The organism is Nakamurella sp. (genome assembly GCF_048594475.1).
GTDB lineage: Bacteria > Actinomycetota > Actinomycetes > Mycobacteriales > Nakamurellaceae > Nakamurella.
In genome coordinates, this window is the sequence record NZ_JBMDXT010000484.1 from 14,664 (window position 1) to 32,044 (window position 17,381).

At 72.3% G+C, this 17,381-nt stretch carries 14 protein-coding genes and 1 pseudogene; 10 read left to right on the top strand and 5 right to left on the bottom strand.

Annotation, left to right across the window (positions count from 1 at the left end; genetic code table 11):
* Positions 1-561: 561 nt before the first annotated feature.
* Positions 562-3,552: pseudogene (gene uvrA, locus ACOJUF_RS21790) on the bottom strand (excinuclease ABC subunit UvrA); the annotation flags it as partial.
* A 105-nt stretch (positions 3,553-3,657) separates the two neighbouring features.
* On the opposite strand from uvrA, the gene ACOJUF_RS21795 reads away from it, so the two are divergent.
* Positions 3,658-4,716: a Gfo/Idh/MocA family protein gene (locus ACOJUF_RS21795; RefSeq protein WP_420123908.1), complete on the top strand. Its 1,059-nt coding sequence runs from the start codon at positions 3,658-3,660 to the stop codon at positions 4,714-4,716.
* A gap of 292 nt (positions 4,717-5,008) precedes the next feature.
* Here ACOJUF_RS21795 and ACOJUF_RS21800 read toward each other — a convergent pair whose 3' ends face one another.
* Positions 5,009-5,854 (bottom strand): DMT family transporter, encoded by an 846-nt coding sequence (locus tag ACOJUF_RS21800; protein ID WP_420123909.1) that lies wholly within the window; start codon positions 5,852-5,854, stop codon positions 5,009-5,011.
* Positions 5,855-6,127: 273 nt separating this feature from the next.
* Between ACOJUF_RS21800 and ACOJUF_RS21805 the strand changes: the two genes are divergently transcribed.
* A complete protein-coding gene (locus ACOJUF_RS21805; protein ID WP_420123910.1) occupies positions 6,128-6,850 on the top strand; it encodes a maleylpyruvate isomerase N-terminal domain-containing protein in 723 nt (240 codons plus the stop codon).
* Positions 6,851-6,914: 64 nt separating this feature from the next.
* Positions 6,915-7,589, top strand: coding sequence for an MBL fold metallo-hydrolase (locus ACOJUF_RS21810; RefSeq protein WP_420123911.1), 675 nt, complete (start codon positions 6,915-6,917; stop codon positions 7,587-7,589).
* A 90-nt stretch (positions 7,590-7,679) separates the two neighbouring features.
* Here the strand turns inward: ACOJUF_RS21810 and ACOJUF_RS21815 are convergent, their stop codons facing one another.
* The gene (locus ACOJUF_RS21815; RefSeq protein WP_420123912.1) at positions 7,680-9,134 is read right to left on the bottom strand and encodes an MFS transporter; all 1,455 of its coding nucleotides are present in this window, start codon (positions 9,132-9,134) and stop codon (positions 7,680-7,682) included.
* A gap of 65 nt (positions 9,135-9,199) precedes the next feature.
* On the opposite strand from ACOJUF_RS21815, the gene ACOJUF_RS21820 reads away from it, so the two are divergent.
* Both ACOJUF_RS21820 and ACOJUF_RS21825 read left to right on the top strand, forming a co-directional pair.
* Complete coding sequence (locus ACOJUF_RS21820) at positions 9,200-9,937, top strand: TetR/AcrR family transcriptional regulator (protein ID WP_420123913.1); 738 nt, start codon at positions 9,200-9,202, stop codon at positions 9,935-9,937.
* A gap of 138 nt (positions 9,938-10,075) precedes the next feature.
* Positions 10,076-11,377, top strand: a complete 1,302-nt coding sequence (locus ACOJUF_RS21825) for an MFS transporter (protein ID WP_420123914.1) — start codon at positions 10,076-10,078, stop codon at positions 11,375-11,377.
* 6 nt (positions 11,378-11,383) lie between these two features.
* Here ACOJUF_RS21825 and ACOJUF_RS21830 read toward each other — a convergent pair whose 3' ends face one another.
* Positions 11,384-12,814: an MFS transporter gene (locus ACOJUF_RS21830; RefSeq protein WP_420123915.1), complete on the bottom strand. Its 1,431-nt coding sequence runs from the start codon at positions 12,812-12,814 to the stop codon at positions 11,384-11,386.
* 154 nt (positions 12,815-12,968) lie between these two features.
* Between ACOJUF_RS21830 and ACOJUF_RS21835 the strand changes: the two genes are divergently transcribed.
* The 5 genes from ACOJUF_RS21835 to ACOJUF_RS21855 all read left to right on the top strand — a co-directional run bounded on the left by ACOJUF_RS21835 (position 12,969) and on the right by ACOJUF_RS21855 (position 16,838).
* Positions 12,969-13,247 (top strand): DUF3040 domain-containing protein, encoded by a 279-nt coding sequence (locus ACOJUF_RS21835; RefSeq protein ID WP_420123916.1) that lies wholly within the window; start codon positions 12,969-12,971, stop codon positions 13,245-13,247.
* Positions 13,248-13,343: 96 nt separating this feature from the next.
* Positions 13,344-14,273 (top strand): ABC transporter ATP-binding protein, encoded by a 930-nt coding sequence (locus ACOJUF_RS21840; protein WP_420123917.1) that lies wholly within the window; start codon positions 13,344-13,346, stop codon positions 14,271-14,273.
* Positions 14,270-15,061, top strand: coding sequence for an ABC transporter permease (locus tag ACOJUF_RS21845; protein ID WP_420123918.1), 792 nt, complete (start codon positions 14,270-14,272; stop codon positions 15,059-15,061). Before ACOJUF_RS21840 ends, ACOJUF_RS21845 begins: the two co-directional genes overlap by 4 nt.
* Positions 15,062-15,090: 29 nt before the next feature.
* On the top strand, positions 15,091-16,236 hold the full coding sequence (locus ACOJUF_RS21850) for a sensor histidine kinase (RefSeq protein WP_420123919.1): 1,146 nt from the start codon (positions 15,091-15,093) through the stop codon (positions 16,234-16,236).
* Positions 16,233-16,838, top strand: a complete 606-nt coding sequence (locus ACOJUF_RS21855) for a response regulator (RefSeq protein WP_420123920.1) — start codon at positions 16,233-16,235, stop codon at positions 16,836-16,838. Before ACOJUF_RS21850 ends, ACOJUF_RS21855 begins: the two co-directional genes overlap by 4 nt.
* 27 nt (positions 16,839-16,865) lie before the next feature.
* Here ACOJUF_RS21855 and ACOJUF_RS21860 read toward each other — a convergent pair whose 3' ends face one another.
* Complete coding sequence (locus ACOJUF_RS21860) at positions 16,866-17,321, bottom strand: ChaB family protein (protein ID WP_420123922.1); 456 nt, start codon at positions 17,319-17,321, stop codon at positions 16,866-16,868.
* Positions 17,322-17,381: the final 60 nt, after the last annotated feature.

Here is a 17,381-nt window from a genome sequence, read left to right on the forward strand (position 1 = left end):
AACGTCCCGCGCCGATCGGGCGCCTCCGGGGCGGGGCGCCCGGCACCCTCGAGCGGCGGCCGGCCCGGCCGCGGCACGTCGGTCAGCCGGTCTCGAGGTCGGGTTCCTCGAGGCCGGCCTGCACCAGCCGGATCGCCACGATCCAGACCAGGACGACCAGCCAGAGGCCGGCATTGAGCAGATCCCACGGGTTGTTCATCGTCATCGCCTCCGATGAGTGGATGACGGCGACGGGCGTCGGTTCGGCCGTTGAGACGCCGGTCTCCTTGTCCGCGGAACGAAGACGGAACGGATCGGCTCGTCCGCGGCACCACGACCGACCGGATCCGCGCGGCCTCAGATCAACCGGGCCGCCTTCCGCCGCGCCTTGGTCGCGGCCGCGTCGGCGGTGGCCGCCGTCGCTGCCGACGCCGCCGTCGCCGAGCCCGGCGCGCTGCCCGATGCGGAAGTCGGGCTGCCGTTCGTCGTGCCGTTCGCGCCGCCGTTCCGGTTCGCGGCGCCCTTGACCGCGCTGACCCGGGTGGAGCCGGTCACCTCCGGGCCCGTCGGGATCGGGCCCGCCGCCGCCCGGGCTGCCGCCGTCCTGGCGCCCGTCGCCTTCCCGCCCGCCTTCTTGGTCCCCGCGGCCGTGGATCGCGCGGTCGCGGCACCGGATCCGTTCACCGCCCGCAGCCGGCGCCGGTCGGTGACCGCGGCCCGACCCTCGAGGATCGGCTCCAGAAACTGCCCGGTGTAGGAGGTGGGCATGGCGGCCACCTGCTCGGGCGTGCCCTCGGCGATGACCATGCCGCCGCCGGACCCGCCCTCCGGACCCATGTCGATCAGGTGGTCGGCCGACTTGATGACGTCCAGATTGTGCTCGATGACGATGACGGTGTTGCCCTTGTCGACCAGCCCGTTGATCACCCCGAGCAGCTTCTCCACGTCGGCGAAATGCAGGCCGGTGGTCGGCTCGTCGAGCACGTACACGGTGCGTCCGGTGGACCGCTTCTGCAGCTCGGAGGCCAGCTTGACGCGCTGCGCCTCACCGCCGGACAGCGTCGGCGCCGGTTGGCCCAGCCGCACGTAGCCCAGGCCCACGTCGACCAGCGTCCTCAGGTGCCGGTGGATCGGGCCGATCGCCTGGAAGAACTCCTCGGCCTCCTCGATGGTGGTGTCCAGCACCTCGGCGATGTTCTTGCCCTTGTAGTGGACCTCCAGGGTCTCCCGGTTGAACCGGGCCCCCTTGCACACCTCGCACGGCACGTAGATGTCCGGCAGGAAGTTCATCTCGATCTTGATGGTGCCGTCGCCGGAGCAGGCCTCGCACCGGCCGCCCTTGACGTTGAACGAGAAGCGGCCGGGCTGGTATCCGCGGACCTTGGCCTCCGTGGTGGCCGCGAACAGCTTGCGGATGTGGTCGAACACGCCGGTGTAGGTGGCCGGGTTCGAGCGGGGGGTCCGGCCGATCGGCGACTGGTCGACGCCGACCACCTTGTCGACCAGGTCGACCCCGGTGACCCGGGTGTGCCGCCCGGGCACCATCCGGGCACCGTTGATCCGGTTCGCCAGGACGGCGTGCAGGATGTCGTTGACCAGGGTCGACTTGCCCGATCCGGACACTCCGGTGACCGCGATCAGGGTGCCGAGCGGGAAGTCGACGGTGACGTCCCGCAGATTGTTCTCCCGTGCGCCGACCACGGTCAGCTTGCGCTTGCGATCGATCGGGCGCCGGGTCAACGGCACCGCGATCTCGCGCCGCCCGGAGATGAATGCCCCGGTCGCCGATTCGGTCGAGGACTCCAGCTCCTGGACGGTGCCCGAGACGACCACCTTGCCGCCGTGCTCGCCCGCGCCGGGGCCGATGTCGACGACCCAGTCGGCGGTGCGGATGGTGTCCTCGTCGTGCTCGACCACGATCAGCGTGTTGCCCAGGTCGCGCAGCCGGGTCAGGGTCTGGATCAGCCGGTGGTTGTCCCGCTGATGCAGCCCGATGGACGGCTCGTCCAGCACGTACAGCACCCCGACCAGGCCGGACCCGATCTGGGTGGCCAGCCGGATCCGTTGCGCCTCGCCGCCGGACAACGTGGCCGCCGGCCGGTCCAGCGACAGGTAGTCCAGGCCGACGTCGAGCAGGAAGCCCAGCCGCGCGTTGACCTCCTTGAGCACGCGTTCGGCGATCATCCGGTCGCGCTCGTTGAGCACCAGCCCGGGGAAGAACGCGGCCGCGTCCTTGATGGACAGCGCGGACAGCTCGGCGATGTTCATGTGGCCGTCGGCGTGCTCCAGGGTCACGGCCAGGATCTCGGGTTTGAGCCGGGTGCCCAGGCAGACCGGGCACGGCACCTCCCGCATGTAGCCCTCGTACTTCTCCCGGGCGAAATCGGAGTCGGTCTGCGCCGCCCGCCGCTCCAGGAAGGGGATGACCCCCTCGAACTCGGCGTAGTACGAGCGCTGCCGGTTGTAGCGGTTGCGGTAGGTGACGTGCACCTGCTGGTCGGAGCCGTGCAGGATCGCCTTGCGGGCGGCGACCGGCAGCTTCTCCCACGGGGTGTCCATCGAAAAGCCCAGGCCGGTGGCCAGACCCTGCAGCAGCCGGCCGAAGTACTCGCTGGTGGTGCCGCCGGCCCACGGCTGGATCGCCCCCTCGCTCAGCGACGCGCCCGGATCGGGCACGACCAGTTCCGGGTCGACCTCCTTGCGGGTGCCCAGGCCCGTGCACTCCGGGCAGGCGCCGAACGGCGAGTTGAATGAGAACGACCGCGGTTCGAGCTCGTCGACGGCCAGCGGGTGGTCGTTCGGGCAGGCCAGCCGCTCGGAGTAGCGCCGCTCCCGATGCTCGTCCTGCTCGTCCAGGTCGACGAACTCGAGGATGACCACGCCGTCGGCCAGACCCAGGCCGGTCTCGACCGAGTCGGTGATCCGCTGCTTGGCGCTCGCGCGGTTGACCAGCCGATCGACCACCACCTCGATCGAGTGCTTCTCCTGCTTCTTGAGCTTCGGCGGTTCGGTGAGCGGATGCACCACCCCGTCCACCCGGGCCCGCGAGTAGCCCTTGGCCTGCAGCTCGGCGAACAGGTCGACGTACTCACCCTTGCGCTCCCGGACGACCGGCGCGAGCACCTGGAAGCGGGTGCCCTCGGGCATCTCGAGCACCCGGTCGACGATCTGCTGCGGGGTCTGCTTGGAGATGGGCTCGCCGCAGACCGGGCAGTGCGGGTGGCCGATGCGCGCGTACAGCAACCGCAGGTAGTCGTAGATCTCGGTGATCGTGCCGACCGTCGACCGCGGGTTGCGGCTGGTCGACTTCTGGTCGATCGACACCGCCGGGGACAGGCCCTCGATGAAGTCGACGTCCGGCTTGTCCATCTGGCCCAGGAACTGGCGCGCGTAGGACGACAGCGATTCCACGTACCGGCGCTGGCCCTCGGCGAAGATGGTGTCGAACGCCAGGGACGACTTCCCCGAACCGGACAGGCCGGTGAACACGACGAGCGAGTCCCGGGGTATGGAAATGTCGACGTTCCGCAAGTTGTGCTCGCGAGCGCCGCGCACGATGAGATGGTCCATCACGCTGCACATGCTAGGCGCGGCCACCGACAGTCCGGTCCGGTCACCATCCGTGCAGGTCAGCGATCCGGGCCCACGCTGTCGGACGGATGTGCCAGGGTGGGCGGCATGACCGAATCACCCGTGCGCTGGGCGCTGGCCGGCTACGGCACCGGCGGCCGGACCTTCCACGCCCCGCTGCTGGCCTCCGCCCCCGGCCTCGACCTGGTCGCGGTCGTCACCGGCTCGCCCGAGCGGCAGGCCCAGGTCGGGTCCGAGCTGCCCGGCGCGGTAACCGTCGGGTCGCTGGCCGAGCTGCCCGCGCTCGGGGTGACGGGCGTCACCATCACCACGCCCAGCGCCACCCACGCGCCGCTGGCCCACGAGGCGCTGGCTCTGGGCCTGCACGCCGTGGTGGACAAGCCGTTCGCCCTGGACTTCCGGTCGGCGGCCGAGCTGGTCGCGCACGCCGAGCGGGCCGGCCGGCTGCTCGTGCCCTACCAGAACCGCCGGTGGGATAGCGATTTCCTGACCATACGGGGCCTGCTGGACGAGGGTGCGCTGGGCCGGGTGCACACGTTCGCCTCCCGGATCGACCGGTTCCGGCCGGTGAAGTCGAGCTGGCACGGCGCCACCGCGAAACAGGGTGGCGGGGTGCTGCTCGATCTGGGCCCGCATCTGGTGGACCAGGCGGTGCAGCTGTTCGGGTCCGTCGTCTCGGTGCACGCCGATCTGCAGACCGTGCGGGCCGGTGCCGGCGCCGAGGACCAGGTCGAACTGCACCTGACCCATGCCGGCGGCGTGCGGTCCACGCTCGCCGCCGGGTTGGCCGCGGCGGCGCCGGGTCCACGATTCCTGGTCAACGGGGATCGGGCCGGGTACGTCGTCGACGGCTTCGACGGTCAGGAGGACCAGCTGAAGGCCGGCCGCACCCCGGCGAGCCTCGGTGCGGCCTGGGGGGTCGAGCCGGAATCGGCCTGGGGCCGCCTGTTCGACGGCACCGGGGCCGGCCGGCCGGTGCGCAGCGCCCGGGGGGCCTGGGACACCTTCTACCCGGCCGTGGCCGACGCGGTCCGCGGCGTCGCTCCCCCGCCGGTCGCCGCCACCGACGCGGTCGCCACGGCCTGGGTGCTCGACGCGGCCCGGACGTCGGCGGCCGAGGGAACGGTGGTGGGGCTGCTCGGCTGATCGGTTGATCGGTTGATCGGAGCCGACGACGAGAGCGTCCGGGACGATGTCACGCCCGCGGTCGCGCTCGACCGGTTCGGAGCCACCACCAGGTCTATGCGGCGTGCGAGAGGGCGATCGAGGTCGACGACAAGGGTCCCGTCGACCCAGGCGCGCACGCCGCGTTGGCCGACGCCGAAGCCCTGGTGGCCAGGCTCCGCCGCCGGTTCGACCTTCCCGAGCCGCCGTCCTGGATCTCGGTGCCGTAGCGGCCGGTCAACCGGCGGCGTCACGCCAGAGATCCCATCGGGGGTCAGATGCTGTGGTCCTCGTGCTCCGCGATCCGATCGCCGCGTCCACCCCGCGAATGGCGCAGCTTCGAGCGGATCGTCGGGAGCCGGCCCTGGGCGACGACGACGCCGGCCACGATGACGAGCGCGCCGAGCGGTTGGTTCCAGGTGGCCGATTCGCCCAGGATCAGCACCCCGAGGAGGACGCCGACCAGTGGGGTGAGGTAGGTGACGGTGGAGGCGTTGGTGGCGCCCCACCGGCCCACGATCGCGGTGTTCCACACGTAGGCCAGGCCGGTGCCCAGCACGCCCAGCAACACAACCGCGGCAACCACCCGTCCGGTGAGGATCGGCGTGGGATCGGCGATGAACGGTGTGGCCACCAGCATCACCAACCCGCCGAGCACCACCTGCACCGTCGCGACCGTGAGGGCGGGCAGATTGCGGCTCGCGACAAAGCGGCGCAGGTAGACGAAGGCAAGCCCGTAGCTGGCCGTCGCGCCCAGGCAGGCGAGTTGTCCGAGCAACTCTCCGCCCGCCGTGAGGTTCCACGCTCCGATGACGACCAGGACCCCGGCGAACCCGAGCAGCAGCCCGGCGACCCGGTCACGAGAAAGCCGCTCCTGCGGGAGCGCGGCCATCCCGACGAGCACCGTCATCAACGGCGTGGTGGCGTTCAGGACGCTCGCGACCCCGGAGGAGACGTGCTGCTCGGCCCAGGCGAACAACGAGAACGGCACCACGCACAACAGCAGGGCCACCGCCAGCAGATGCCCCCACAGCCGGGGGTCACCGGGCAGCGGCGTCCGAGTGACGGCCGAGATCACCACGAGGGCGGCCGCCCCGAGCACGAGCCGGCCCCACACCACCTGGCCCGGAGTCAGACAGACCCTCCAGTCCGATCTTGATGAACAGGAAGCTCGCGCCCCACGTCGTGGCCAGCGCGACGAACATCGCCACCGTGCCGCGCGATCGGCTCGAGACCGCTTCTCTCATGAGTGAACTCCGGGATGCTGAAGGACGTCGACACGGGGCCGACGCACCGGCGGCCCGACGTGTGAGGTCGCAGCTCGGAGGTCCGGAACGCAGCCGGCCCGACGACCGGAGGGTGACGCGAGGTTGCGATGGGTGAGGATGGCGGCATGTCCGACACCGATCTCCCCGACGTCCAGGCGACCATCGAGGCGCTGCGGGACGCGACCGCGCGGGTCGAGGCGGCCATCGCCGGGTTCCGGGCGGACCATGGGTCCGACGCCTTCGCCGCGCCCTCGCGGCTACCCGGCTGGACCGTCGGCCACGTGGTGACCCACCTGGCCCGCAACGCCGACGGGTTGCGCCGGGTGCTGGTCGGCGCCCGGGTCGAGCAGCAGCTGCAGCCGTACGACTCCCCACAGGCCCGGAACGACGACATCGAGCAGGGCGCCACCCGAAGCACCGACACGATCGCCCTGGACCTGGCCGCCGCGGACCGCCACCTGGCGCAGACCATCGACGAGCTGCCCCAGCCGGCCTGGGCGTTCACCGTCGACCTGGGACGCGGCGGCCCGGCGCCGGCGGCCGTGGTGCTGGCCGCCCGGCTCGGCGAGGTGGAACTGCACCACGACGACCTGGGCGTCGACGGTGGACTCGACCTGCTGACCGAGGCGCAGGCCGGCCGGCTGCTGGCGGCCGTGCAGCACTCCTACGTGCGGACCCGCGACGTGCCGGCGATGACCCTGGAGCCCGCGGACGGGCCGCCGATCCCGGTCCGCGGCGGCGGCCCGGTAGTGGCCGGCTCGAATCTCGCCCTGGTCCGCTGGCTGGCCGGACGCGGCGACGGCGGGATCCGCAGCGCCGGCCCGCTTCCGGTGCTACCGCCCTGGTGACCGGGCGCGCCACAGCGTGAGAGGCGCGGTGGTGCGGTTGACGCCCGCCTCCTACGGTGACGGCATGAGTGCTGACACCTACACCGGTCACGTGGACGCCAAGGGCGCCCCGGCCACCCGCGACCTCGCCGACATCACGATCACCAAGCTGTCCGTCGGACCGATGGACAACAACGCCTACCTGCTGGTGTGCAAGCAGACCGGCGACGGTGTGCTGATCGACGCGGCGAACGACGCCGATCGGATCCTGGCCCTGATCGCCGACGGGAGCGCGCCGACCCCGGTCCGCACCATCGTCACCACCCACCAGCACTGGGACCACCACGTCGCCCTGCCGGACGTGGCCCGGGCCACCGGGGCGCAGACCGCTGCCGGCCGAGAGGACGCGGACGCGCTGCCGGTCCCCGTCGACCGCCCGCTGGAGCAGGGCGACACGGTGCCGCTGGGCACCTGCACCCTGGAGATCATCGCCCTGCGCGGGCACACGCCCGGTTCGGTGGCCGTGCTCTACCGCGATCCGCAGGGCCACGGCCACCTGTTCACCGGCGACTCGCTGTTCCCGGGCGGCCCGGGCAAGACGAACAGCCCGGAGGACTTCGGTTCCCTGATGGACGATCTCGAGTCGCGGGTGTTCGGCACGTTGCCCGACGACACCTGGGTCTACCCCGGCCACGGTGACGACACCACCCTCGGCCGGGAGCGGGCCAGCCTGCCGCAGTGGCGGGCCCGCGGCTGGTAGCACCGGACGGCCCGCCCGCCGAGATCCGCACCACCGACCTTCCCGGGCCGGTGGTGCGGATCTCGATGCCGGGTGGGGTCCAGACGATCCTCAGCCGGCCACCGCGACCGGCTCCACTCCGAGCCGGGCGTCCGGCGCGCCGGGTCCACCTGCGGGGGGCCGCCCGGCCCGCCCCCGGCGCAGCCCCACGAAGGCGGCCACCCCGCCGGCCGCGACCAACGCACCGGCGAGCAGCAGCCCGGCCCGGTAACCGCCGAGGAACGCGTCCGTCGGGGTCTCACCGGCGGCCAGCAGGGCATTCTGCCGCGCGGTGAGCACGGCGCCGATCACGGTGATACCCAGCAGCCCGGCGACCTCCCGGCTGGCGTTGAAGATGCCGGACGCGACCCCGGCCTCGCCACGGGGCATCGCGTCGAGCACGCCCGCGGTCAGCGGGACGGTCAGCCCGCCGCCGATGCCGATCACCGCGAACGCCGGCATCAGCGACCAGAATCCGGCGTCCGCTCCGAGCAGGCTGACCGAGGCGATCCCGCCGGCCATCAGGAGCATGGCCACCGGCACCACCCGGCCGGCGCCGAACCGGTGCGAGATCCGTTCGGAGGCCACGGCCGAGCCGGCCATCAGCAGGGCCATGGGCACGAACGCCGCACCCGCCTCGGTCGGCGAGAAGCCGAGCACGCCCTGAAGGTAGAGCGAGGTGAAGAAGTAGATCCCGAACAGGCCGAACGCCCACATCATCAGGGCGAGCACCCCGCCGGTGAAGACCCGCGCGCGGAACAGCGACAGGGCCACCATCGGCTCCGCCGACCGTCGTTCGATCAGCACGAACGCCGCGGCCAACCCGGCGGCAATCGCGAAGCAGCCCAGGATCACCGGTGACGTCCAGCCCCGGTCGGGCCCCTCGATCAGGGCGAAGGTCAGCGCGAACAGGGCGGCGGCCGAGGTCAGCACGCCGGGCCCGTCGAACCGGCGCGGGGTCTGCGGGTTGCGCGACTCGGTGATCACCGCGGCCGCCAGCACGAACGTCACGATGCCGACGGGCACGTTGATGAAGAAGATCCAACCCCAGCTCAGGTACTGAGACAGCAGCCCGCCCAGTAGCGGCCCGACGGCCAATGCCAGGGCGCCGACCGCGCTCCAGATGCCGACCGCGGCCGCCCGCCGGCGGCCCTCGGCGAAGGTCGCCGAGATGATCGCCAGGGTGGTCGGCGTCATCAGCGCGGCCCCCAGCCCCTGCACCGCCCGGCCGGCGACCAGCACGTCGACCGATCCGGCGAGGCCCGCGACCAGCGACGATGCGGTGAAGATCGCCAGGCCGACCAGGAACACCCGCTTGCGGCCCCACACGTCGGCCAGCCGGCCGCCGGCCAGCAGCAGGCTGGCGAAGACCAGGATGTAGGAGCTGACGATCCACTCCATCCCGGACGTCGTCAGGTGCAGTTCGCGCTCGATCGCCGGGATGGCGACATTGATGATGTTGTTGTCGAGATAGCTCATGAACGTCGCCAGCGCCACCGCCAGCAGGGTCAGTCCGGGTCGCCTCACAGGTCCTCCTATACGCCGTACATCTACGATGTATAGGAAACGCTCTACGGTGTAAAGTTGTCAACATGGTTCCGCCTGCGAATGCCCGGACCGCCACGCGTCCGGCCCCCAGGGCCGGCAAGGCGGCCTCGTCGTCGGCGGCGGCCCCCACCCTGTCCCGGGAGGCCGTCATCGACCGAGCCCTGGACGTGGCCGACCGCGACGGCCTGGCCGCGGTGTCCATCAGGCGCATCGCCCAGGACTTCGGCGTCACCCCCATGGCCCTGTACTGGCACGTCAAGAACAAGGACGAGCTGCTGGCCGCCATGGGCGACCGGGTGATCGAGGCCGTGGAACCGGCCGACCTGCCGGCCGACGGCGGCCTGGACCGGCTGCGGCCGATGCTGCACCGCCTGGTCACCGCCCTGAGCCGGCATCCCGGCAGCACCGAACTCGTCCAGTTCCGGATCCTGCAGTGCCCCCGCGGGCAGGACCTCGCCGAACAGGCGCTGACCGTGCTGGCCGAGGCCGGCTTCGACACCGAACGGCGCGCCCAGCTCGCCCGGGCGATGCTGCAGTCCGCGGTGATGCTGGTGGTCGGTGCGCCCGGCGCGGAGATCACCGTGCCCGAACCCGAGCGCCAGAGCAGGCGAGAGAGCAAGCAGGCGGCCCTGGCCGCCCTGCCCGGCGAGCGGTTCCCGCATCTGGTCCAATGCTCGGCCGCGATGTTCGACTGCGACGACCCGCAGGCCTACTACGCCGACGGCATCGACCTGTTCCTGGCCGGTGTCGGCACGCTCGCGAATCGGCTGACCCCCGCCTGATCCCCTCCTGAACAGCCCGGTCCGACACCCGTCCGGCGCCGGGCCGGTGTGTGAGCTGGGTGTGATCGGTCGCGCATCGACACCACGGGCGGTCCGTGCCAAGATAGTTAGCAAAGATAACTACTTGGAGGCTTACTGATGACGCTCGCCCGCAAGGAGGACCTGTTCGCGCCCACCCCCGGCGCGCCCGAGACGACCGACCACCCGACCGGCGCGGCCGCCCCGACCGAACCGACCGAACCGACCGACGCGGCCGTGCCGACCGAACCGACCGGCCCGGCGAAGTCCGGCCAGCCGGTCGCGGTCTGGGTGCTGGCGTTCGCCGCGATGGTCTCGTTCATGGGCATCGGCCTGGTCGACCCGATCCTGAAGTCGATCGCGGCGAACCTGAACGCGAGCCCGAGCGAGGTCTCGCTGCTGTTCACCAGCTACCTGCTGGTCACCTCGGTCGCCATGCTGATCACCTCGTTCGTGTCCAGCCGGTTCGGCGGTCGCACCACCTTGATGGCCGGCCTGGTCGTCATCATCGTCTTCGCCACCCTGGCCGGGACGTCGGACTCGGTCGCCGCGCTGGTCGGCTGGCGGGCCGGTTGGGGATTGGGCAACGCCCTGTTCATCGCCACCGCGCTGGCCGCGATCATCGCCGTGGCCCGCGGCGGCGCCGAGAAGGCGGTCACGCTGTACGAGGCGGCCCTGGGCGTCGGCATCTCGGTCGGCCCGCTGGTCGGCGCGTTCCTGGGCACCATCAACTGGCGGGCGCCGTTCTTCGGCGTCGCCGTCCTGATGGGCATCGCCCTGCTGGCCATCGCGCTGTTCCTCAAGGACAAGGTGCGGGTCGCCCAGGCGATCCGGCCGGCCGACCCGATCCGGGCGCTGGGGCACGGCGGGCTGCTGGTCCTGGGCATCGCCGCCCTGCTCTACAACGGCGGCTTCTTCGCCGTACTCGCCTTCACCCCGTTCACGCTGCCCTACACCGCGTTCGGCATCGGCTTCCTGTTCTTCGGCTGGGGGGTCCTGCTGGGCGTCTGCGCCGTCTGGGGCGCGCCGTGGATGCACCGCCGGTTCGGGCTGACCAACGCGTTCCTGATCACCCTCGGCGCGTTCACCGCCATCCTGGTCGCGCTCGCCCTGACCGTCGACAACCACGTCGCCGTCACCGTGCTGGTCATCGCCTGCGGCGCTCCCCTTGGCGTCCTCAACACCCTGTTCACCGAGTCGGCGATGAACGTCTCCCCGGTCCCGCGGCCGGTGGCCTCGGCCGGTTACAACTTCGTCCGGTTCCTCGGCGCGGCCGCGTCCCCGTGGATCTGCGGCAAGCTCGGCGAGGAGGTCGGCCTGGCGGCGCCGTTCTGGTTCGGCGGCGCGTGCGTGCTCGGCGCCCTGCTGATGATCGGCGTGCTCGGCCGGCGGCACCTGGCCGCGATCAACGCGCGGCACTGACACCGGTCAGCCCCGGCCGGTCACCGACCGGCCGGCGGTGGGCGGCAGCAACAGCGCCTCGACCAGCGGCACCAGCAAGATCACCCCGAGCAGCACGAAGGCGACCCGGTAGGGCGTCGCCGGGTCGTCCGCCAGACCCAGCGCCGCGCCGACCGGGTCGCCCAGCCGCACCAGCAGCGCGCCGACGGCGATGCCCAGGCCGGCGCCCAGCTCCTGCAGCGTGGCGTGCAGGGTGTTGGCGTGGGTCATCCGCTCGGCCGGCACGTCGGCGAAGGCGACGCTGTTGTACGCGGAGAACCCCACGGACCGGAAGATGCCGCTGACGGCCAGCACGACGACGATCACGGTCAGCGGGGTCGTCGCCCGCAGGAAGGCCATCGCGACCAGCCCGGCGATGGACATCGCGAGCGCGATGAGCAGCACGGTGCGGATCCCCAGCCCGCGCATCAGCGGGGTGGTGACCGGCTTGATGCCGACGTTGCCGGCGAACAGGGCGATCACCACGCCGCCCGCCGCGGCCGCCGACCAGCCGAAACCCAGCTGGAACAGCAGCGGCAGCAGGAACGGGATGGCGCTGATGACCAGGCGGAAGACGGTGCCGCCGGCGACCGCCGCGCGCAGGCTGTGGATCCGCAGGGTGCGCAGGTCCAGCAGCGGGTGCCGGGCGCGCAACAGGTAGCCGACGTCGGCGGCCAGCACCAGGGCGGCCGTGCCCAGCGTGATGGCGATCGACGCCACGTGCAGCTGCCCGGTCCCGATCTGCTCCAGACCGATGACCAGCGCGGCGACGCCGATCGCGGTGAGCGCGAACCCGCGCGCGTCCAGCCGCCGCGGCTGCTCGGCGCGCACGTCCGGCACCAGCCGCCACGCCAGCACCACCCCGGCGATGCCGAGCGGCACGTTGATCAGGAAGATCCACCGCCAGGACGCGAACTGCGAGAGCAGCCCGCCCAGTGGCGGCGCCAGCACCGGGGCGACCAGGGCCGGCCAGGTCAGGTAGGCGATCGCCTTGATCAGCTCGGACTTGTCCGTGGTCCGCAGCACCACCAGCCGGCCGACCGGCACCATCATCGCGCCGCCGACGCCCTGGGCGACCCGGGCCGCGGTCAGCACGCCGAGGGTCGGCGCCACCGCACACCCGACCGAGGCCAGGGTGAACACCGAGATGGCGAGCGTGAAAACCGCTTTCGCGCCGAACCGGTCGGCCAGCCAGCCACTGGCCGGGATCAGCACGGCGACCGTGAGCAGGTACGCGGTCATCGCCACGTTGATCTGGACCGGCTGCACGCCCAGATCGGCGGCGATCGCCGGCGCGGCCGGGGCGATGATCGTCGCGTCGAGGTTCTCCATGAAGAATGCGCCGGCCACCAGCACGGCCAGGGCCCGGGAGAACCCCGGCGGTCCCGATCGTGCGGCGGGCGCGGGCGGCGTCGTCACCGGCTCACCCTGCCAGGCCGGCGGTGCGCTCCGCGCCCGGGGCGCCCGGTCGGCGACGGACGTACGATGGGCCGACCGGGTCCCGACCCGGCCGCTCTCGGGCAGGTCAGCGCCGATTCGACCCGGACCGCCCCGATGTCAAAAGGGGAACGTGATGGCTCTGTCAGAGGGCGAACAGCGCCGGCTGGACGAGATCGCCGCCGGCCTGACCCTCGAGGACCCGACGTTCGCGCAACGGATCACCGACGCCGGCCTGCGCCGGCCCCGCATCGTCGTCGCGATCGCCGTCTTCGTCATGGGCATGGTCGCGCTGGTCGTCGGGCTCGTGCTGACCGACGCCTCGCTCGTCTTCGGTCTGGTGATCCTCGGTCTGGGCCTGGCCGCGATGGTCGGTGGCGTCGTGCTGGCGATCCGGGAGCGGCGCCGGTTCTGACCCGGCGCGGCCGCGGCGCGACCCATGACGGATGTCATGGTCGATCCATGACGCCCGCCACCCGGGCCGGCCCGGAGCCACGCGCATCGTGGGGTCATGACCACCACCCCCACCCCGGTCCCGGACGGTGCCGCCGTCCGACTCACCGGACTGCACAAGACGTTCGGTGAGATACGGGCCGTGCGCGGCGTCGACCTGCTGATCGCGCCCGGCGAGGTCGTCGCCGTTCTGGGCCCGAACGGCGCCGGCAAATCCACCAGCATCGACATGCTGCTCGGGCTGACCCGTCCGGATGCCGGCACGGTCCGGTTGTTCGGCGTCGACCCGGTGCGCGCCGTCCAGGCCGGCCGGGTCGGCGCGATGCTGCAGGCCGGCGCCCTGCTGCCGGACGTCACCGTCAAGGAACTGGTGACCATGTTCGCCGGCCTGCACCGGCACTCGATGCCGGTCGCCGACGCCATCGACCTGGCCGGGGTGACCGACATCGCCGGGCAGAAGACGCAGAAGCTGTCCGGCGGGCAGGCCCAGCGGGTGCGCTTCGCCCTCGCGCTCACCCCCGACCCCGACCTGCTGGTGCTGGACGAGCCGACCGCGGCGATGGACGTCGAGGTGCGGCGCTCGTTCTGGGCATCGATGCGCCGCTTCACCGCGACCGGGCGGACGGTGCTGTTCGCGACCCACTACCTCGAGGAGGCGGACCAGTTCGCCGACCGGGTGGTCGTGCTCGCCGGTGGGGTCGTCGTCGCCGACGGCACCGGCGCCCAGATCAAGGCCAGGGTGGGCGGCCGCACCGTCTCGGCGGTGGTCGACGGCGCGGAGCCCGATGACCTCGCCGGGCTGCCGGGCGTGCTCCGCGTCGACCGCCAGGCCACCCGAACCCTGCTGCACTGCGGTGATTCCGACGGCGCGCTGCGAGCGCTGATGGCCCGGTACCCGCAGGCCCACGACATCGAAATCGCCGCCGGCAACCTGGAGGACGCCTTCCTGGAACTGGTGGCCACCTCACGTCAGGAGACCGCCCGATGAGCACACCGCCGAGCACACCGATGAGCGCCCGGACGAGCTCCGGCCCCGTGGCGATGACCGGCCGCTACGCGCTGACCTCGACCCGCATGGCCTACCGCAACGTCCGCTTCCTGATCCTGACGGTCGCCCTGCCGCTGCTGCTGTTCCTGCTCTACGCCAACGTGTACCAGGGACAGGATGCCGGCGACGGGTTGAGTGTCGTTGCCTACCTGATGGTGTCGATGGCCTCCTTCGGCTGCATCGGCGCCGCGATCAACACCGGCGCCCGGGTCGCCATCGAGCGGCAGGTCGGCTGGAACCGGCAGCTCCGGCTGACCGCGTTGCCCGGGCCCTCCTACCTGGTCGCCAAGGCGATCGTGTCGATGCTGGTCACCCTGCCGGCGCTGGTGCTGGTGTTCCTGGCCGGCGCCACCATCGGCGGGGTTCAGTTGAGCGCGGCCCAGTGGGTCGGCACCGGCCTGGCCGTCTGGCTCGGGTTGATCCCGTTCGCGGTCCTGGGCCTGGTGATCGGCTTCGCCGGCACGGTCGACTCGGTCCAGCCGATCTCGACCATCACCTACCTCGGGCTGTCCGTCCTGGGCGGTCTCTGGTTCCCGGTTGAGGCGTTCCCCGCCTTCCTCCAGGACGTCGCGACGGTGACCCCTTCCTACTGGCTGGCCGACCTCGGCCGGTCCGTGCTGGCCGGGCAGGGCGTACCGCTCGACGCGGTGCTGATCCTCGCGGCCTGGACCTTGGGGCTGGGGGCGATCGGCGTGTGGTCGTACCGGCGCAGCGGCCGCAGGGTCTGATCCGGGCGGCGGCGAGGGAGGATGGCGCGGTGACCCAGATCGACGCGACCACCGGGGCCCTGCGGATGGACGGCCGCCGGCGCTGGGAGCTCGGCGGCGTCATCGCGCAGGTCTTCCTGATCACCGCGTACGTCGCGGTGATCACCATGGACATCCCGGTCGCGACCAAGGTGTGGTCGTTGACCCTGCTGGCCGCGTTCACCCTCTTCTACATCTTCGTGCCGGGCCGCTGCCTCTTCCGCCCGTGGCCGGTGAAGGCGGCCGTCGTGGCCGTGCTGGTGGTCCTGCCGGCGGCCCTGCTGCCGGTGCTCGGATCCAGCGCGGCGACGATGTGGATCTACGCCGCGGTGGTCGGCGGCTTCCTGCTCCGCAGCTGGGTGGGCATGACGCTGGGCGTCGTGCTCGCCGTCGGGCTGCTCGCCGTGAACTGGGCGTACGGCGACCCGCTGAGCTGGGAACTTGCCCTGACCATCGTCGCGATGACGGCGTTCATGACCGGGTTCGTGGGCAACATCCGGCTCAACCGGGAGCTGCAACTGACCCGCGAGGCCCTGGCGGTCGCCGCCGTGGCCGCCGAACGCGAACGGATCGGCCGCGACCTGCACGACATCCTGGGCCATTCGCTGACCGCGATCGCCGTCAAGGCCGGGCTGGCCCGGCGCCTGGTCGGCCGGGACGACGCGGCCGCCGCCGCGGAGATCGGCGCGGTGGAGCAGCTCGCCCGGGAGGCGCTGGCCGACGTGCGGGCCACCGCGTCGGGATTCCGGCAGGTGTCGTTGGCCGGCGAGCTGGCCATCGCCGGCAGTGTGCTGCGGGCCGCCGGGGTGACCGTGCGCCTGCCGGCGGACGTCGATGCCGCGGTCGAGCGGATCGACCCGCCGGCCCGGGCCCTGCTGGGGTACGTGGTCCGGGAGGCGGTGACCAACGTGATCCGGCACGCCCACGCGCGGACCTGCACGATCACCCTCTCGCCGGGCTCGGTGGAGATCGTCGATGACGGGCGGGCCGCACCCGGGCCGCCGGGCAACGGCTTGGCCGGACTGGCCGACCGGGTCGCCTCGGCCGGGGGCACGCTCACCGCCGGGCCCCGGCCCGGCGGCGGCTTCGGCGTGCGGGCGACGGTCCCGGCGGTGGACACGGCGGCGGACGCGGCGACGCTGGGGGTGGCCCGATGATCCGCGTCCTGGTGGCCGACGACCAGGCCCTGATCCGGGGCGCGTTCGCCACCCTGATCGGCCTCGAACCGGACATGACCGTCGTCGCCCAGGTCGGCACGGGCGACGACGTGCTGCCCGCCGCCCTGCGCGAGTCGCCGGACGTGGCCCTGCTGGACGTGCAGATGCCGGGCCTGGACGGGCTGGCCGCCGCCGCCCGGCTGGCCGAGCGCGTCCCCGCCTGCCGGGTCGTCATCCTGACCACCTTCGGCCGGCCCGGCTACCTGCGCCGGGCGATGGCCGCGCACGCGGCCGGCTTCATGGTCAAGGACGCCCCGCCGGAGACGCTGCTCGACGCGATCCGCCGGGTGCACGCCGGGCTGCGGGTGGTCGACCCGGACCTGGCCGCCGAGAGCCTGGCCGTGGGCGAGTCCCCGCTGACCGGCCGGGAACGGGACGTGTTACTGGCCACCGCGGACGGGGGCACGATCGGGCAGATCGCCAAGCGGCTGTACCTGTCCGAAGGCACGGTGCGCAACCACCTCTCGTCGGTGATCGGCAAGACCGGGGCGGCGACCCGGGCGGACGCCCTGCGGGTGGCGACCGAGCGGGGCTGGATCTAGGACTCTGCTGAATTGTCCGCGAACGGATCATCCAGCTGAGTCCTGGGGGTCCTTGCGGTCCTGCTCCAGCGCCCGGGCGCTGGCCCGGTCGTTGGCCTTCTGCAACGCCTCGACCAGCTCGTCCTTGGTCATCGTCGACCGGCCCTCGATGTCGAGCCGTTGGGCCAGCTCGTAGAGGTGCTCCTTGGTCGCGTGGGCGTCGACGCCGCCCGCGGTGGGGTGCGGGTCGTCCCGGCCGCCCTCGGCGTGGGCGTCCGACGGGCCCCACTCCTGCTTGGGTTCCCAGTGGTCGCCGACCTTCTCGTGGGTGTGCTTGAGCGCGGCGAACGCGGTCTGGTAGGCGCGTTGCTCGTCGCCGTCGTACTGCTCGATGGCCGAGTCGTAGGTCTGCGCGAAGGTGCGCTGGGCCTTCTCGTCCGAACGTTGCAGGGTGCTGGGCAACTCGTCGTCGATGGGCTCGCCGCTCTTGGTCGACTTGGGCATGTCGCAGAGGTACCCGGATCGCCGCCGGTCCATGCGCGCCGCGAGCCCGCCCGGATCGGT